The organism is Kineococcus aridisoli (assembly GCF_050871885.1).
Taxonomy (GTDB): Bacteria; Actinomycetota; Actinomycetes; order Actinomycetales; family Kineococcaceae; genus Kineococcus.
Map to the genome: position 1 here is coordinate 1 of NZ_JBJLSF010000065.1, position 14,726 is coordinate 14,726.

Annotated in this window: 12 protein-coding genes; 3 read left to right on the forward strand and 9 right to left on the reverse strand. The window is 76.6% G+C overall.

Going from position 1 to position 14,726, the window contains the following annotated elements; translation table 11 throughout:
• Positions 1 to 60 precede the first annotated feature (60 nt).
• The 3 genes from ACRYM2_RS16435 to ACRYM2_RS16445 are packed head-to-tail and all read right to left on the reverse strand — an operon-like array spanning position 61 to position 3,058.
• A complete protein-coding gene (locus ACRYM2_RS16435) occupies positions 61 to 1,293 on the reverse strand; it encodes an ABC transporter permease (protein ID WP_432523513.1) in 1,233 nt (410 codons plus the stop codon).
• Positions 1,290 to 2,018 (reverse strand): ABC transporter ATP-binding protein, encoded by a 729-nt coding sequence (locus tag ACRYM2_RS16440; protein ID WP_432523514.1) that lies wholly within the window; start codon positions 2,016 to 2,018, stop codon positions 1,290 to 1,292. Before ACRYM2_RS16440 ends, ACRYM2_RS16435 begins: the two co-directional genes overlap by 4 nt.
• The gene (locus ACRYM2_RS16445) at positions 2,018 to 3,058 is read right to left on the reverse strand and encodes a permuted SH3 domain-containing protein (protein WP_432523515.1); all 1,041 of its coding nucleotides are present in this window, start codon (positions 3,056 to 3,058) and stop codon (positions 2,018 to 2,020) included. Before ACRYM2_RS16445 ends, ACRYM2_RS16440 begins: the two co-directional genes overlap by 1 nt.
• Before the next feature lie 252 nt (positions 3,059 to 3,310).
• Between ACRYM2_RS16445 and ACRYM2_RS16450 the strand changes: the two genes are divergently transcribed.
• On the forward strand, positions 3,311 to 4,459 hold the full coding sequence (locus ACRYM2_RS16450; protein WP_432523516.1) for a Gfo/Idh/MocA family protein: 1,149 nt from the start codon (positions 3,311 to 3,313) through the stop codon (positions 4,457 to 4,459).
• Positions 4,456 to 5,679, forward strand: coding sequence for a dihydrodipicolinate synthase family protein (locus ACRYM2_RS16455; RefSeq protein ID WP_432523517.1), 1,224 nt, complete (start codon positions 4,456 to 4,458; stop codon positions 5,677 to 5,679). Before ACRYM2_RS16450 ends, ACRYM2_RS16455 begins: the two co-directional genes overlap by 4 nt.
• Before the next feature lie 2 nt (positions 5,680 to 5,681).
• Here the strand turns inward: ACRYM2_RS16455 and ACRYM2_RS16460 are convergent, their stop codons facing one another.
• The 4 genes from ACRYM2_RS16460 to msrA form a co-directional block, all read right to left on the reverse strand.
• The gene (locus ACRYM2_RS16460) at positions 5,682 to 6,782 is read right to left on the reverse strand and encodes a DUF8320 family protein (protein WP_432523518.1); all 1,101 of its coding nucleotides are present in this window, start codon (positions 6,780 to 6,782) and stop codon (positions 5,682 to 5,684) included.
• Positions 6,779 to 8,056, reverse strand: a complete 1,278-nt coding sequence (locus ACRYM2_RS16465; RefSeq protein WP_432523519.1) for an ATP-binding protein — start codon at positions 8,054 to 8,056, stop codon at positions 6,779 to 6,781. Before ACRYM2_RS16465 ends, ACRYM2_RS16460 begins: the two co-directional genes overlap by 4 nt.
• Positions 8,057 to 8,097: 41 nt before the next feature.
• Entirely contained in the window at positions 8,098 to 8,838 is a 741-nt protein-coding gene (locus ACRYM2_RS16470) for a sigma factor-like helix-turn-helix DNA-binding protein (protein ID WP_432523520.1), read from the reverse strand.
• A gap of 295 nt (positions 8,839 to 9,133) precedes the next feature.
• Positions 9,134 to 9,775 carry a peptide-methionine (S)-S-oxide reductase MsrA gene (msrA, locus tag ACRYM2_RS16475; RefSeq protein WP_432523534.1) on the reverse strand — a complete coding sequence of 214 codons (642 nt, stop codon included), beginning with the start codon at positions 9,773 to 9,775 and terminating at the stop codon, positions 9,134 to 9,136.
• Positions 9,776 to 9,877: 102 nt separating this feature from the next.
• Here msrA and ACRYM2_RS16480 point away from each other — a divergent pair, with 102 nt between their 5' ends.
• Positions 9,878 to 11,059, forward strand: coding sequence for a cystathionine gamma-synthase (locus ACRYM2_RS16480; protein ID WP_432523521.1), 1,182 nt, complete (start codon positions 9,878 to 9,880; stop codon positions 11,057 to 11,059).
• Positions 11,060 to 11,101: 42 nt separating this feature from the next.
• Here the strand turns inward: ACRYM2_RS16480 and ACRYM2_RS16485 are convergent, their stop codons facing one another.
• Together ACRYM2_RS16485 and ACRYM2_RS16490 are read right to left on the reverse strand one after the other, a co-directional pair.
• Positions 11,102 to 12,364 (reverse strand): MFS transporter, encoded by a 1,263-nt coding sequence (locus tag ACRYM2_RS16485; RefSeq protein ID WP_432523522.1) that lies wholly within the window; start codon positions 12,362 to 12,364, stop codon positions 11,102 to 11,104.
• Between the two features lie 72 nt (positions 12,365 to 12,436).
• Positions 12,437 to 14,467 (reverse strand): vWA domain-containing protein, encoded by a 2,031-nt coding sequence (locus ACRYM2_RS16490; protein ID WP_432523523.1) that lies wholly within the window; start codon positions 14,465 to 14,467, stop codon positions 12,437 to 12,439.
• Positions 14,468 to 14,726: the final 259 nt, after the last annotated feature.

The window sequence follows — 14,726 nt, forward strand, 5'->3', positions numbered from 1 at the left end:
CTCCAGGCGCCCGCGCCTGGAGGAAGATCACCGCGGGGCGGGGCGGGGGCCCGGCGCGGGTCAGTAGCGGATCGCGTCGATGACCTTGGCGCGCACGGCCATCGTCGCGGGCACCAGCCCGGCCAGCGCGCCCACGAGGGTCGCCGCGAGCACGCCCTCGACGGCCGCCGAGGCCGGGAAGGGCGGGACGTCCTCCAGGGTGATGGTGGGCGGCAGCACGGCCTCGAGCGGGAAGTTGGACACCAGCACGATCGAGGCCATCACCGCCAGGAACCCGGCGAGGAACGTCGCGCAGACGCTCTCCATGAGCACCGCGAAGAACACCCGGCCGCCCGTGGCGCCGAAGCTGCGGCGCACGCCGATCTCCCGGATGCGCTGGCGCACGGTGACCAGGCCGACGTTGAGCACGCCGATGCCGCCCAGCAGCAGGGCGAAGACCCCGATGCCGCGCACGCCGTAGGCCAGGACCACGTCGAGCACGCCGAGGTCGGCGCCCTGGTCCTGGCGGTAGGCGCTGACCGAGAACCCCGGCAGGCTGGCCTGCACCTCGCTCTGCAGGGCCGCCACGAGCGCGTCGGCGTCCGCGTCGGGGACCCACATCTCCAGCCCCGGCGGGGACGAGGTCGTCCCGTCGCTGCCGAGGTTCCAGCGCAGGGCGGCGGAGTTGAGCAGGTAGGCCGTCGGCACGGCCGGGTCCGAGCCCGTGGGGTTGGAGGTGCCGATGACGGTGGCCGTCACGGGGGTCGCCCCGCCGAGCACCACCGTCGGCGGCGCCGCGGGGTCGAAGCCGCCGAGCTGACCGGCGAACGCGTCGTTGACGACCAGCCGCGGCGAGAACGCCGCGTCGTCGTCGGGGGTGAACCACCGGCCCGCGTCGACGATGACCCGGTGCATCGTCCCGTAGCTGGGGTCGACGGTGGAGGTGGAGACCAGCTGCGTCCCGGCCGGGAAGCGCACGGGCAGCTGCGCACCGCCGCCGTAGGGCTGCGAGGCCAGGCCCCACCAGGTCGCCCGGTGGCGCTGGGCGGCCTCGCGCAGCGCCGCCTGCGACTGCGCGAGGCCCTCGGGCGAGGGCACGCCGTTGGGGTAGGCGTCCACCCGCAGCGTCGCCGGCCGGCCGGCGCTGCGCTCGAAGCTCTCGCCGAGCATCTGGCGGCCCATGTTGCCGACCGCGGTGATGGTCGTCATCGCGAAGACGGCCAGGAACACCCCGACCAGCGACAGCACGACGCGGACCCGGTGGACCTTGATCTCGCTCCAGGCCTCGGTGGCGGCGGCGAGCAGGCCGATCACAGGGTCTCCCGGTGGGCGGTCGCCGCGGCCAGCGCGTCGGCGGTGATCTCGGAGAGCACGCCGTGGTCGAGGCGGAACTGCCGGTCGGCGCGGGCCGCGACCGACAGGTCGTGGGTGATGGTGACCAGCGTCGTGCCGTCGGAGCGCACCAGCTCCTCCAGGACGTCCATGACGGCGCTGCCGGTGTCGACGTCGAGGGCGCCGGTGGGCTCGTCGGCCAGCAGCACGCGCGGACGGCGCACGAGGCTGCGCGCCAGCGCCACGCGCTGCTGCTCGCCGCCGGACAGCTTCTCCGGCATGGTGTCCAGCCGGCCGCCGAGGCCGACGCGCTCGAGCATCTCGCGGGCGATGCGCCCGCGGCGCAGGAACTCGCGCCCCGAGGCGTACAGCAGCGGGCTGGCGACGTTCTCGGTGGCGGTGCGCCCGGGCAGCAGGTTGAACTGCTGGAAGACGAACCCGAACGTCTGCCCGCGCAGCCGGGCGGTGCGCCGGGCGGACAGCCCCCGCACCGGCTTGCCGTCGAGCAGGTACTCGCCGGTGGTGGGGGAGTCCAGCAGCCCGACGATGTTGAGCAGCGTGGACTTGCCGGACCCGGAGCGGCCGACGACGGCGACGTGCTCGCCGGCCTCCACGTGCAGGTCGACGCCGGTGAGGATGCGCAGCACCTGCCCGTCGGGCAGCGGCACCGAGCGGCTGACCGAGGCCAGCGAGATGACGGGTGCCATCAGTAGCCCATCCCGTACATGCCGCCACCGCTCGTGTCGGTGGGGGTGTCGGTGCCGGGCACGAACTGCAGCACCCGGGTGCCCTCGCCGACGCCCTGGGTGACCTCGACGTTCGTGCCGTCGGTGAGGCCGAGCGTCACGTCGGTCTCGGTCGGGGTGCCGTCCTCGCCGACGACCCAGACGGTGCCGGTGCCGACGCTGCCGCGCACGGCGGTCACCGGGGCCAGCAGCACGCCGGTGGCCGAGCCGGCGGTGACGTCGACGGTGGCGCTCAGGCCCGCGAAGACCTGCACGCCGGCGGGGACGGCGCAGCTGACCGTGGCGCCGGTCATCGAGGAGCTGGGGTCGGCGTAGGGGTCGACGTAGCCGCCGGTGGGGTCGGGGGCGGTGGGCGCCGAGGTCACCGGGGCCCCGGTGCGCAGCCCGGAGCACTCGAAGGTGCCGGGGCCGCCGGGGACGGTGACCTGCGCGGTGCTCGGCGGCTGCAGCAGGCGGAACTGCTGGGCCTGCGTCAGCGGGGCGGACACCGTCAGGGTCCCGGGGCTGACGGTGGCGACGGCGGCGCCGACGGCGACCTCCTGCTGCGGCAGGACGTCGAGGGTGGCCAGGGTCCCCGCTGCGGAGGCGCTCACCACGACGGTCCGCGTCCTGGGGGCCGCCGGTGCGGGCGCCGGTGCGGCCGGGTCCACGGGCGCCGCCGCCGGGGGCTCCTCGACCGGCACGAGGACGGTGAACAGCGGGTCGCCCTCCTCCAGGACCTGCCCGACCTCGGCGCGCAGCCTGCCGACGGTGCCCGTCGCGGTGGACTTCACCGTGGCCGCGGGGTCGGCCTGGATGCCGCCCTGCAGCGAGACGGTGTTGACGACGTCGCCGCGGGTGATCGGCACCGCGGGCGGGTCCACGACGGCGTAGGGGCTCGCGGCGGCGTCGGCCTCCTCGCGCCCGGCCCGCCCGAACGCCAGCCACAGCAGGGCGACCGCGATGAGCGCCCACACGATCAGCCTGAGGGCGGGGAAGACGATGGTGCGGACGACGCCCACGGGGACCTCCGGTCGGTGCCGGGGGTGGGTCGCTGGTGCACGGTGCAGGCTGCCGGTCCCCCGAACGGCTGACCGGAACGTAGCAGCGGCGCTCACCCGGTCGGGGGAACTTCCGGCGAACTCGGCTTGCGGAGTCGCTGCTCCCGTGCTCAACCACCGCGGGGTCCCGGCGGCCAGTGGTCCTTGCCAGCGGCGGCGGTGCTGGCCTACCGTGCTGGCAAGCGCTTTCCAAACGTGGAGGAGGAGGCAGCGATGGAGCAACGCCTCGGTGTGGTCATGAACGGCGTCACCGGACGCATGGGGTACCGCCAGCACCTGCTGCGCTCGGTGCTCGCGATCCGCGAGCAGGGCGGGGTGGAGCTGTCCGACGGCAGCCGCGTCCAGCTGGAGCCGCTGCTGGTGGGGCGCTCGGAGGACAAGGTGCGCGAGATCGCCACCCGCCACGGGCTGACCCGCTGGACCACCGACGTCGACGCCGCCCTGGCCGACGACGACTACCCGCTCTACTTCGACGCGCAGATCACCTCCGCGCGCGAACGCTCGATCCTGGCCGCCGTGGCCGCGGGACGGCACGTCTACACCGAGAAGCCCACGGCCGAGACCCTCGAGGGGGCCCTCGCCCTGGCCCGCGCCGCCACCGGGGCCGGCGTCAAGAACGGCGTCGTGCACGACAAGCTGTTCCTGCCGGGCCTGCGCAAGCTCAAGCGGCTGGTGGACTCCGGCTTCTTCGGCGAGGTCCTCTCGGTGCGCGGCGAGTTCGGCTACTGGGTCTTCGAGGGGGACTGGCAGAGCGCCCAGCGGCCCAGCTGGAACTACCGCGCCGAGGACGGCGGCGGCATCGTCGCCGACATGTTCTGCCACTGGAACTACGTCCTCGAGCAGGTCGTCGCCCCCGTCGAGGCCGTCACCGCCAAGGCCGTCACCCACGTCCCGGTGCGCTACGACGAGAACGGCGAGGCGTACAAGGCGACCGCGGACGACGCCGCCTACGCCATCTTCGAGCTCGAGGGCGGGATCGTCGCCCAGCTGAACTCCTCCTGGGCCGTGCGCGTCGACCGCGACGAGCTCGTGGAGTTCCAGGTCGACGGCACCCTCGGCAGCGCCGTGGCGGGGCTGCACACCTGCCGGGTGCAGCCGCGCGCCGCCACCCCGCGCGCGGTGTGGAACCCCGACCTGCCCGAGCAGCACCGCTACCGCGACGACTGGCTCACCGTCCCCGACAACGAGGTGTTCGCCAACGGCTTCAAGGTGCAGTGGGAGCAGTTCGTCCGCCACGTCGTCGAGGACGCGCCGCACCCCTACGACTTCGCCTCCGGCGCCCGCGGGGTGCGGCTGGCGCAGGCCGGGCTGGAGTCCTCCGCCCAGGGCCGGCGCGTCGAGCTGGCGGAGCTGCCGCTGTGAGCGCACCCGCCCCCGAGCGCGAGCGCGAGCTCACCGGTGACGTGCTGCGGCTGCCGGTGCGCCGCCCCGACGGCGGCGTCGAGCTCGTCGAGCACGCCGTGCACGCCCCCGTGCACTGGCCCGTGCCCGAGCGCCCGGCGAGCTCGCGCACGGTCTTCGCCGCCGCCCACGTCGTCCCGCAGACCGGTGCCGAGAACGTCCCGGGAGCCCCGGCCGTCCTCGACTGGGAGGCCACGCTGGCCTTCCGGCACCGGCTGTGGGGGCTGGGGCTGGGCGTCGCCGAGGCGATGGACACCGCCCAGCGCGGCATGGGCCTGGACCCCGCGGCGACGGCGGAGCTCGTGCGCCGCAGCGCCACCGAGGCGGCCGCGGTCGGCGGGGCGATCGCGGCGGGGGCGGGCACCGACCAGCTGGGGCCCGGCCCGCACACCCTGGCGCAGGTGCGCGCCGCCTACGAGGAGCAGATCGCCCTCGTCGAGGACGCCGGGGCGCAGGTGGTCCTCATGGCCAGCCGGCAGCTGGCCGCGGCGGCCCGCGACCGCCACGACTACCTCGAGCTGTACGGGCACCTGCTGCGGCAGGTGCGCCGGCCCGCGGTGCTGCACTGGCTGGGGGAGGTCTTCGACCCCGCGCTGGCCGGGTACTGGGGCAGCCGCGACGTCGAGACCGCCACCGACGCCTTCGTCGAGCTCGTGCACGCCCACGCCGGCGCCGTCGACGGGGTGAAGGTCTCGCTGCTGGACGCCGGGCACGAGCGGGCGCTGCGCCGCCGGCTGCCGGCCGGGGTCCGCCTCTACACCGGCGACGACTTCAACTACCCCGAGCTCATCGAGGGGGAGGTGGTCGACGGGCGCGAGCACCACTCCGACGCCCTGCTGGGGATCTTCGCGGCGATCCCGCACGTGGCCGCGGCCGGGCTGCTGCGCCTGGACGCCGGCGACCCGGCGGGCTTCCGGGCGGCGCTGGACCCGACGCTGCCGCTGGCGCGGCACGTCTTCGGCGCCCCCACCCCGTACTACAAGGCGGGCATCGCGTTCCTGAACTGGCTCGACGGCCGCCAGCCCGGGTACGCGATGGTCGGCGGGCTGCACGCCGCGCGCAGCGCCGTGCACCAGGCGCAGGCCTTCCGCCTCGCCGACGAGGCCGGGGTGCTCACCGACCCGCAGCTGGCCGCCCGCAGGCTGCGCGGCTACCTGGCCGTGCACGGCATCGACGCCTGAGCTCAGCCGCCGCCGCCGGACGCGGGCCGCAGCTCGGCCCACAGCGAGCCGGAGTGCAGATCGACGTCCACCTCCAGCGGCAGCTCCCGCAGGGCGGCGCTGCGGACGGCGGCGGCGACCGCGCGCACGGCCGCGGGGGAGCCGTCGACCGAGACGGTCGCCAGCCGCCCGCCGGGGGAGAGGCGGGCGGTGAAGCGCGCCGTGCCGCAGGCGGCCAGGGCCGGGCGCAGCAGGGTGCGCACGGCGGGCAGGAACCCCTCGTCCCCCGGCCCCGCGGCCACGCTCCCGCGGTCGTCGATGACGTCGACGTGGCAGCCCCGCTCGCGGGCCGCGTGCAGCTCGCGCCGCACGCCGTCGTCGAGCAGCGCGCGGGCGCGCAGGTCGTCGCGCAGCTGCCGCTCCGCCCGCCGCGCCTGCAGCGACAGCTGCGGCCAGGTGGCGTCGTCGACGGCCGCGGCCGCGACCCGGCGCAGCAGCGGCACGGTGTCCCGCTCCAGCTCGTCGCGGCGCAGCCGCGCGCTGGAGGCCCGGGCCGCCGAGGCCGCCTGGGCGGCGGCCGCGCGAGCGGCGTCCGCCTCGTAGCGCTCGACCTCGCGGGCGGTGCGGTCGAAGACGAACCGCACGCCCAGCGAGGCGGTGAACCAGACCAGCGCCGGCTGGTTGAGCGCGGCGACGTCCATCGCCCGGTGCGGCCCGCCGGCGGCCAGCACGCAACCGGTGAGCACGGCCGCCGAGGCCAGTTCCGAGGCCAGCGCGGGCGCCCACCGCCGGCGCACCACCAGCGCCGCCACGAGCACCTGCGACAGCCCCGGCCACCAGTTGGCGTGCGTGCGCCAGGCCTCCACGGGCAGGAACGGCATGACGGCCAGCCCCGCCAGCGGTGGCAGCGCGGCGAGCACGACGGCCGCCGGGGCGCCCAGCGCGGTGGGCCCGCCGCGCAGCGGCCGCACCGCCACGACGCTGCCCGCGAGCACCACCACCAGCGCGAGCACCGCCAGCGCGGGGTGGCGGTGCTGCTCCAGGGTCGGCAGCGCGGGCAGCGGGCCGTGCGTGGTCAGCCAGATGCCGGCGCCGATCGCGCAGGCGCGGCGCACGCCCTTCACGGCTGCTCCGCGCGCGCCGGGCGCACCGGGCGCACCCGGAGCGGTGCGCCGGGTGCGGGCGACGCCTGCGCGACGGGCGCGAGGGGTGCGGCGGGCTCCGCGGGTGCGGGGCGCAGCGGCACGCCCAGCAGCACGACGGTGCCCACCCCGGGGGCGGAGCGCACCAGCGCGGTGCCGTCCACCACGTCGGCCCGCCGCCGCACCGAGACCGCCAGCCCCAGCCGCGCGCTGGGCCGGCGCGGCACGAAGCCCACCCCGTCGTCGCGCACCTCCACGCGCAGCCGCCCGCGCCGGGCGTCGGCGCGCACCCGCACCCGCACCGCCGGTGGGGGCGAGCCCGCGGGGGCGCCGTGCCGGACGGCGTTGCGCACCGCCTCGGCGGCCGCGGCGACGAGCGCGTCCGCCGCCTCGGGGTCCAGCCGCGCCCCCGTCGCCGGCGGCAGCTCCACGACCGCGGCCGGGTGCACGGCCCGCACGGTCTCCGCCAGCTCGGCGAGGACGTCGGCGAGCTCGGCGTCCGGCGGCTGCACGGGCCCGGTGCCGCGCGCCGCACCGCGCTCCACGCGCTGCAGGGCCGTCGTGGCCGCCGCCCGCGCGGCGCGCCGGTCCGCCGCGGTGCGCGCCTGCGTGGTCTGCGCCAGCGAGGCCAGGACGTCGTCGTGCACGAGGGCGTCCCAGCGGCTGTGCTCCTGCTCGACGGCGCGGACGGCGGCGGCGGCGGCGGCCGCCGCCTGCGCGCGCTCGCGGGCCCGTTCCACGGAGGTCGCGGCCGTCCGCACCGACTGCACGGCCACCGAGGCGGCCGTCGCGATGACGAGCAGCCCGAGCGCCTCGAACGCGGCCCGGTCGGGAGGCACCACCCACGTCCCGCTCAGCTGCACCACCGCCCGCAGCACCAGGTGCAGCGCCGCCAGCGCCAGCGCCCCGCCCAGCCCGGACGCGGCGACCGCCCCGGCGCCGACGGTCACCGGCGACAGGCCCAGCACCCACGGCACGTCCAGCGCGCTCTCGCGGGCCACCAGGGGATAGGAGGCCAGCACGACGTCGCCGAGGACCACGACCGCCCACGCCGGCCACCGCCAGCCGGTGCGCTGCACCGCCTGCACGACGAGCCCGACGACGGCGAGCAGGTAGCCGCAGGTGGTGGCCGCGGCCCACGCCGCCGGCAGCTGGCGGGGATCGCCGAGCAGGCCCGTGACCACCGTCGGGGCCACCGACAGCACGCCCAGGGCCAGGACGAGCGCCAGCAGCCGCTGGGCGCTGTCGCGCGTCATCGAGGGGTCATCGAGGGGTCACGGGAGGCTCGGCGCGGCGCTCAGCGGGGTCCCGCCGGGCCGTCACCGGGCAGCGGGCCGGGGAGGGCGCCGGGCGGCGGGCCGGGCAGCGGGCTCGGCAGCGGGCCGGGCAGCGGGCTCGGCAGGGGGGCCAGGACGCCGTCCTCCACGGCGCGCCGGTACAGCTCCATGCGCGTGTAGGCGGGGCGGTCCAGGGCGGCGTACTTGGCGCGGATGCGCTTGAGGTAGCTCTTGGCCGTCTCCAGCGTCACCCCCAGGCGCAGGGCGACCGAGCGCGCCGGCATCCCGCCCGCGTACAGCTCCAGGACGCGGCGCTCCTGGGGGGAGAGGTGGGTGGTCAGCGCCTCGTCGACCTGCAGCGCGGCCGCCGTCTCCGCCGACTCCAGGGTGTCCCCGGCGGCGACCGCGCGCAGCGCCTCGGCGACGGTCGCGACGGGGCGGTCCTTGAGCAGCACGCCCTGGGCGCCGGCCTGCAGGGCCTCCAGGGCCTCGGCGTGCTGGCGGCCCTCGGTGTAGACGAGCACGCGGCTGCCGGCCTCCAGGAGCGCCCGGACGTTGTCGCCGGGGCGCGAGGCGTCGCCCAGGCGCAGGTCGAGCAGGACCACGTCGCAGGCGGGGCCGCCGGCGAGGCGGAAGAGCAGGTCGGGCACGGTCGGGGCGGTCGCCACGAAGTCCAGCGACGCCTCCAGCCGGGCCAGCTCCACCTGCAGGCCGGACAGCAGCGCGGGGTGGTCGTCCACCGCCGCGATGCGAAGCGTCACCGGATGATCACTAGGGGTCGTCTCGTCCACTGGTCGGCCTCCTCCTGCGGCGAGGTTAGCGACCCGGGCGGCCTCCGACGGACGCATCGCCGCATCCGGCGCCCCCGAAAGGGGGGTGGTGGGTGGTCACCGCAGCCGCGCCGGCTCTGGGAGGATCGACCCGGCACCCCGCCGGGGGGACGGGTTGCCGCGGCAGTGCGTCGGGGGGCGCACGCTGAGGAGGGGACGGCGCTCGCGCACCGTCCCCTCATCGCGTTCCCGGCCCCTCAGCGGCCGGCGCCCCGCACCCGCGGGCTCACTCGCCCGAGGCGACCAGCCCGATCTGGCAGGTCAGCCCGTTGGGGCCGTGGTTGCAGTAGCCGCCCGGCACCTTGTGCAGGTACTGCTGGTGGTAGTCCTCCGCGTACCAGAACGGGCCGGCGTCCTCGGCCCGGCGGACCTCCGTGGTGATCGGCCCGTGGCCGTGCGCGGTCAGCTCGCGCTGGAAGGTCTCCCGCGTGCGCTGCACCGCCTCCCACTGCTCCTCGGTGCTCGTGTAGACCGCCGAGCGGTACTCGGTGCCGCGGTCGTTGCCCTGGCGGAAGCCCTGCGTGGGGTCGTGGTTCTCCCAGAACGCCTTCAGCAGCTGCTCCGGGCCGGTCACCGCCGGGTCGTAGGCGACGAGCACCGTCTCCGCGTGCCCGGTCCGGCCGGTCACCGACTCCTCGTAGGTGGGGTTGGGGGTGAACCCGCCCTGGTAGCCCGCGGCGGTGGTCACCACGCCGGGCAGCTTCCAGAAGATGCGCTCCGCGCCCCAGAAGCAGCCCATCGCGAAGGACATCACCTGCGTGCCCTCCGGCCACGGCCCCTCCAGCGGGGTGCCGAGCACGGCGTGGGTGGCGGGGACCTCGAAGCGGCGCTCCGGCGAGCCCGGCAGGGCCTCCTCGGGCGTCACCATGCGGGTCTTGAACGGGTTGCCGAAGATCACTGGGCGTTCCTCCCTCTGTCGTACCTGCCTCAACCACGGCGGGTGCCGGCACGTTCCCTAGGCTGGGGCACCGTGACCAACGACGAGCTCCCCGGGTTCTCCACCCGCGCCCTGCACGCCGGCCAGGAGGCCGACCCCGCCACCGGCGCCGTGGTGACGCCGATCTACCAGGTCTCCACCTACAAGCAGGACGGCGTCGGCGCCCTGCGCACCGGGCTCGGCACCGGCTACGAGTACTCCCGCTCCGGCAACCCCACCCGCACCTCCCTGGAGGTGCAGTTCGCCGCCCTGGAGCAGGCCGACGGCGCGTGGGCCTTCGCCTCCGGCCTGGCCGCCGAGGACGCCGTGCTGCGCGCGCTGCTCGTGCCGGGCGACCACGTCGTCTTCCCGAACGACGCCTACGGCGGCACCTACCGGCTGGTGAAGAAGGTCTTCGAGCCGTGGGGCGTGGAGCACACCCCGGTCGACCTCGGCGACCTCGACGCCGTGCGCGCGGCCGTGCGCCCGGGCAGCACCCGCCTGGTCTGGCTGGAGACGCCCACCAACCCGCTGCTGACCATCGGCGACATCGCGGCCATCGCGGAGATCGCCCACGCCGCCGGCGCGCTGCTCGTCGTGGACAACACCTTCGCCTCCCCGTACCTGCAGACCCCGCTGCTGCTGGGCGCCGACCTCGTCGTGCACTCCACGACCAAGTACGCCGGCGGCCACTCCGACGTCGTCGGCGGCGTCGTCGCCGTGCGCGACGGCGACGACGGCCGCGGCGGCACCCTGTCGGCCCGCATCGCCTTCCACCAGAACGCGATGGGCGCGGTGCCCGGCGCCTTCGACTCCTGGCTGGTCCAGCGCGGGCTGAAGACGCTCGCGGTGCGCATGGAGCGCCACTGCGACAACGCCGAGCGCGTCGTGGACTTCCTCACCTCGCACCCGCGGGTGACGCAAGTGCTCTACCCGGGCCTGCCGGAGTTCCGCAACCACGACGTCGCCGCGCGGCAGATGCGCCGCTTCGGCGGGATGGTCTCCTTCCGCACCGCCGGCGTCGAGGACGCCCTCGCGGTCTGCGGCAGGACCGAGCTGTTCACCCTCGGGGAGTCCCTCGGCGGGGTGGAGTCGCTCGTCGAGCACCCCGGCCGGATGACCCACGCCTCGGTGGCCGGCTCGCTGCTGGAGGTCCCCGACGACCTCGTGCGCCTGTCGGTGGGCATCGAGGACGCCGACGACCTCATCGCCGACCTCGCCCAGGCGCTGGGCTGACCCGCCGCTCCCACCTGCCGCGGTGACCGGGTGCGCGCCCGGTCACCGCGCCGGCGGCGGCCCGTCGTCGTGCGCGACGTGGCGCAGCGGGCGCCAGACCAGCACGACCAGCAGGGCGGAGCCGGCGAAGGCGAACCAGAACGGCCCCGTCACGCCGGTGTGCTGGGCCAGCACCCCGCCGACCCCGCTGCCGAGCGCGAGGCCGCCGAAGGTGCCGACGGTGTTCACCGCCCCGACGCGGCCCTGCAGCTCGTGCGGGACGGCGCGCTGGCGCACGGTGATGGAGGTGGTCCCCCAGACGAAGGCGTGCGCCCCGAAGACGAAGAACACCGGCAGGGCCACCAGCGGTGACCTCGCCAGCGCCAGCGCGAGGTGGGTGAGGGTCTCGACGACGAGACCGATGCGCATCAGGCCCCCGAGCGAGACGCGGCGGGTGAGGAACCCGTAGGACAGGGTGCCCAGGACCCCGCCGACCGCCCCGGTGGTGGTCACCAGGCCGTAGCCGACCGCGCCCAGCCCCAGCCGCTCGGTGGAGTAGAGGACGAGGATCGACCAGGCGGCGCCGAAGGTGATGTTGAAGGTGAAGATCGTCAGGACGAGCACCCGGACGGCCGGGTGGTGGGCGGTCCAGCGGATCCCCTCCAGCACGTCGTGCCAGGGGGTGGTGCGCGGGCGGTCCGCGGACCGGGCCGGCAGCCGCAGGCGGGCGATGAACACCGCGGCCAGCGCGCACAGCCCCGCCTGCGCGGCGAACGGCGTCGCGGCCCCGGCGGTGAACAGCACGGCGCCCAGCGGTGGGCCGGCGAGCTGGTTGACCGTCACGAACCCCGTCTGCACGCGGGCGTTGGCCACCGCGAGGTCCTCGCGGGCCACGAGCACCGGCAGCAGCGTGCTCGCGGTGTTGTCCGCGAAGACCTCCGCGGTGGCCAGCAGGAACAGCGCACCGAGCACCAGCGGCACGTCCGCCCGCCCCGTGGCGACCACGAGGGCGAGGGCCACCAGCAGCAGCGCGCGCACGAGGTCGACGGTGAGCACGATGCGCCGCCGGTCCAGCCGGTCGGAGAGCACCCCCGCGGTGAGGCCGAACAGCAGCGGCGGCAGCCAGGCCGCCAGCGCCGCCAGCGCCACGGGCAGGGCGTCCTCGGTCAGCGAGGCGACCAGCAGCGGACCGGCGGCCAGCGCGAGGCCGTCGCCGAGGTTGCTCGCCCAGCTGGAGGCGGTGAGCCACCGGAAGCCGGTGCCCAGGCGGCGGGGGAGGACCGCCTCCACGGCGCGGGCGAGCGGGGGCGCGGCGGCGGCAGGCACCCCGGCACCGTCGCACGGGCGGCAACCGCGCGACCAGCGGGTTCCGCCGCCGGGCCGGCCCGCGCCGGGGGCTCAGGAGGCCCGGCGCCCCCGGCCGCCCGCGCGCGAGCGCAGGTAGTCGTCGACGACGTACCGCCCCAGCCGCTCCGGGCTGGGGGAGAGCACCCGCCCGCCGTTGCGGCGCGCGACGGCGTCCACGAAGCGCCGCAGCCCGGGGTCCTCGCCGAGCATGAAGAGGTTGATCGTCGCGCCGGCGCGAGTCAGCAGGTCCACCTCGTGCACGGTGGCGCGGATGGTCGCCGGCGTCGGCGGCCACTGGAACACCGCCTCCGGGGTGCCGCCCGCGTCCTCCAGGTGCGCGGTGGGCTCGCCGTCGGTGATGACGAGCACGACCGGCTCGGCGTCCGGGTGCCGGCGCAGGTGGCGGCGGGCGATGCTCAGCGCGTGCTGCAGGTTGGTGCCCTGCACGAAGTCGGGTTCGACCTCGGCGAGCTCGCCGGCGGTCATGGGCTGCGCGTGCAGGCCGAAGCCGACGATCTGCAGCGCGTCGTGCGGGAACTTCGTCGCGATGAGGTGGCTCAGCGCGAGCGCGGTCTCCTTCATCGGTCCCCACCGGCCCTCGGCGGCCATCGAGTACGACAGGTCCACGCACAGCGCGACGGCCGCCCCGGCGCGGCGCTCGGTCTCGACGACCTCGAAGTCCTCCCAGCTCAGCCGCACCGCGCCGCCGCCGGAGGCCGCACCGCGCCGCAGCGCGTTGGAGACCGTGCGCACGACGTCCAGCGGCTGCTCGTCGCCGAACGCCCAGCGCCGGGTGGCGCCGGTCGGCTCGCCGCCCGCACCGGCGTCGCGGTCCTCGTGGTCGCCGCGCCCACCGGCGTCCACCCGGCCCAGCACGTCGCGCAGCGCCGTCTGGCCCAGGCGCCGCAGCGCCTTGGGGGACAGGGTCGGTCCGTCGGCGGTGCGGGTCAGCCAGCCCTGCCGCTGCAGCTCCCGCTCCAGCTCGCGCAGGCGCTGCAGGTCGTCGGCGGCGCCGCGGCCGAGCTGGCGCTCCAGCGCGTCGACGTCCACGTCGTCGAGGGTGGCGCCGGGGTGCTCCTGGCCGAGGGCGTCCAGCAGGTCGTCCAGCTCGCTGACGTCCTGCAGCGCGTCGGCGGCCTCGCCGTAGCCCAGCGGCTCGCTGCCCTGCGCCCCGCGCACCCGCTCGCCGCGGGAGAAGTCCAGGTCCGGGCGCAGGGCGCGCAGGTTGTCGGTCAGCTGCGCCATCTGCGCCTGCAGGTCGACGTCGGCGCCGAAGGCGGAGTCCATCAGCGAGGCCAGCTCCTCGCGCTGCTGCGGGGAGAGCGAGCGCACCAGCCGCGCGGCGGCCGCCGCCCGGCGGGCCAGGGCGTCGACGAGGTCGTCGAGGGACTCGATGCCCTCCTCGCCCAGGGTGTCGCCGTGCTCGCGCACGAACTCCTGGAAGTCCTCGGGGGTGTCCTCGCCGCGGGCCCGCTTGGCGAGCAGGTCGTTGAGGTCGCTCATCATGTCCTTGAGCGCCTGCAGCGTCTCCGGGCTGCCGTCCTGCAGCGCCTCCTTCATGCCGCGGAACTGCTGGCCGACCACGTCGTCGCGCAGGCCGTCGAGGATCTGCTGGTACTGCTGCCGCGCCTGCTCGGAGGCCCAGGTGTAGTCCTCCAGGTCGCGCACGGCCTGGGCGGTGGAGCGGGGCAGGGCGTCCAGGCGGGTCTCGGCGAAGCGGGCGTCGTCGCCCTCGCGGCCGGCGAGCTCCTCGCGCTCGGCGGCCAGCGCCTGGTCCAGCTGGGCGCGGGCCCTGGTCAGCGCCCCGTCCAGGTCGCCGCGGCGGGCGGCCTCGCGGCGCAGGCGCGCGGCGCGGGCGCGCAGCTGCTCCAGGCCGGAGCGGCCGTCGGGCCCCCGCTGCAGCAGGTCGCGCAGCGCCTCGCGCAGCGAGCCGCCGGAGAGCACCTCCCGCCCGACGCGGTCGACGGCGGCGCGCACGTCGTACGGCGGCGCCAGGGGGTCGGGACCGCCCGCCCACTCGCCGTAGCGGTACCGCCCGCCGCGCCGCCTGCTCCACGCGTCCCGCACCCGTCCGTCAGCCACGCCGGAACGCTACGTCCGCTGCGGGCCCGGCGCCACGCCCGCCCGGCGCCCGCCCGGCGCCCGCCCCCGCCCCGCGGCCGGGGGCGGGGTGGCGATGTGTCGTCCCCACCGTCCGGAACATGACAGTTTGTCTGGACAAATGGACCCGGCGCGGTGGCATGATGGCCGCGTCCGACCGCCGGGTGGGCCCCGTCCCGCCGACGACGTCCGAGGAGGACCCCCGTGACCACCACCACCGCCAGCACCGCCGCCGCCGGTG

Excerpts from the sequence above, each read along its gene's own strand:
- ACRYM2_RS16465 (WP_432523519.1), bottom strand. The coding sequence starts at position 8,056 with ATGACGCGCGACAGCGCCCAGCGGCTGCTGGCGCTCGTCCTGGCCCTG.
- ACRYM2_RS16450 (WP_432523516.1), top strand. The coding sequence starts at position 3,311 with ATGGAGCAACGCCTCGGTGTGGTCATGAACGGCGTCACCGGACGCATG.
- ACRYM2_RS16440 (WP_432523514.1), bottom strand. The coding sequence starts at position 2,018 with ATGGCACCCGTCATCTCGCTGGCCTCGGTCAGCCGCTCGGTGCCGCTG.
- msrA (WP_432523534.1), bottom strand. The coding sequence starts at position 9,775 with ATGGTGACGCCCGAGGAGGCCCTGCCGGGCTCGCCGGAGCGCCGCTTC.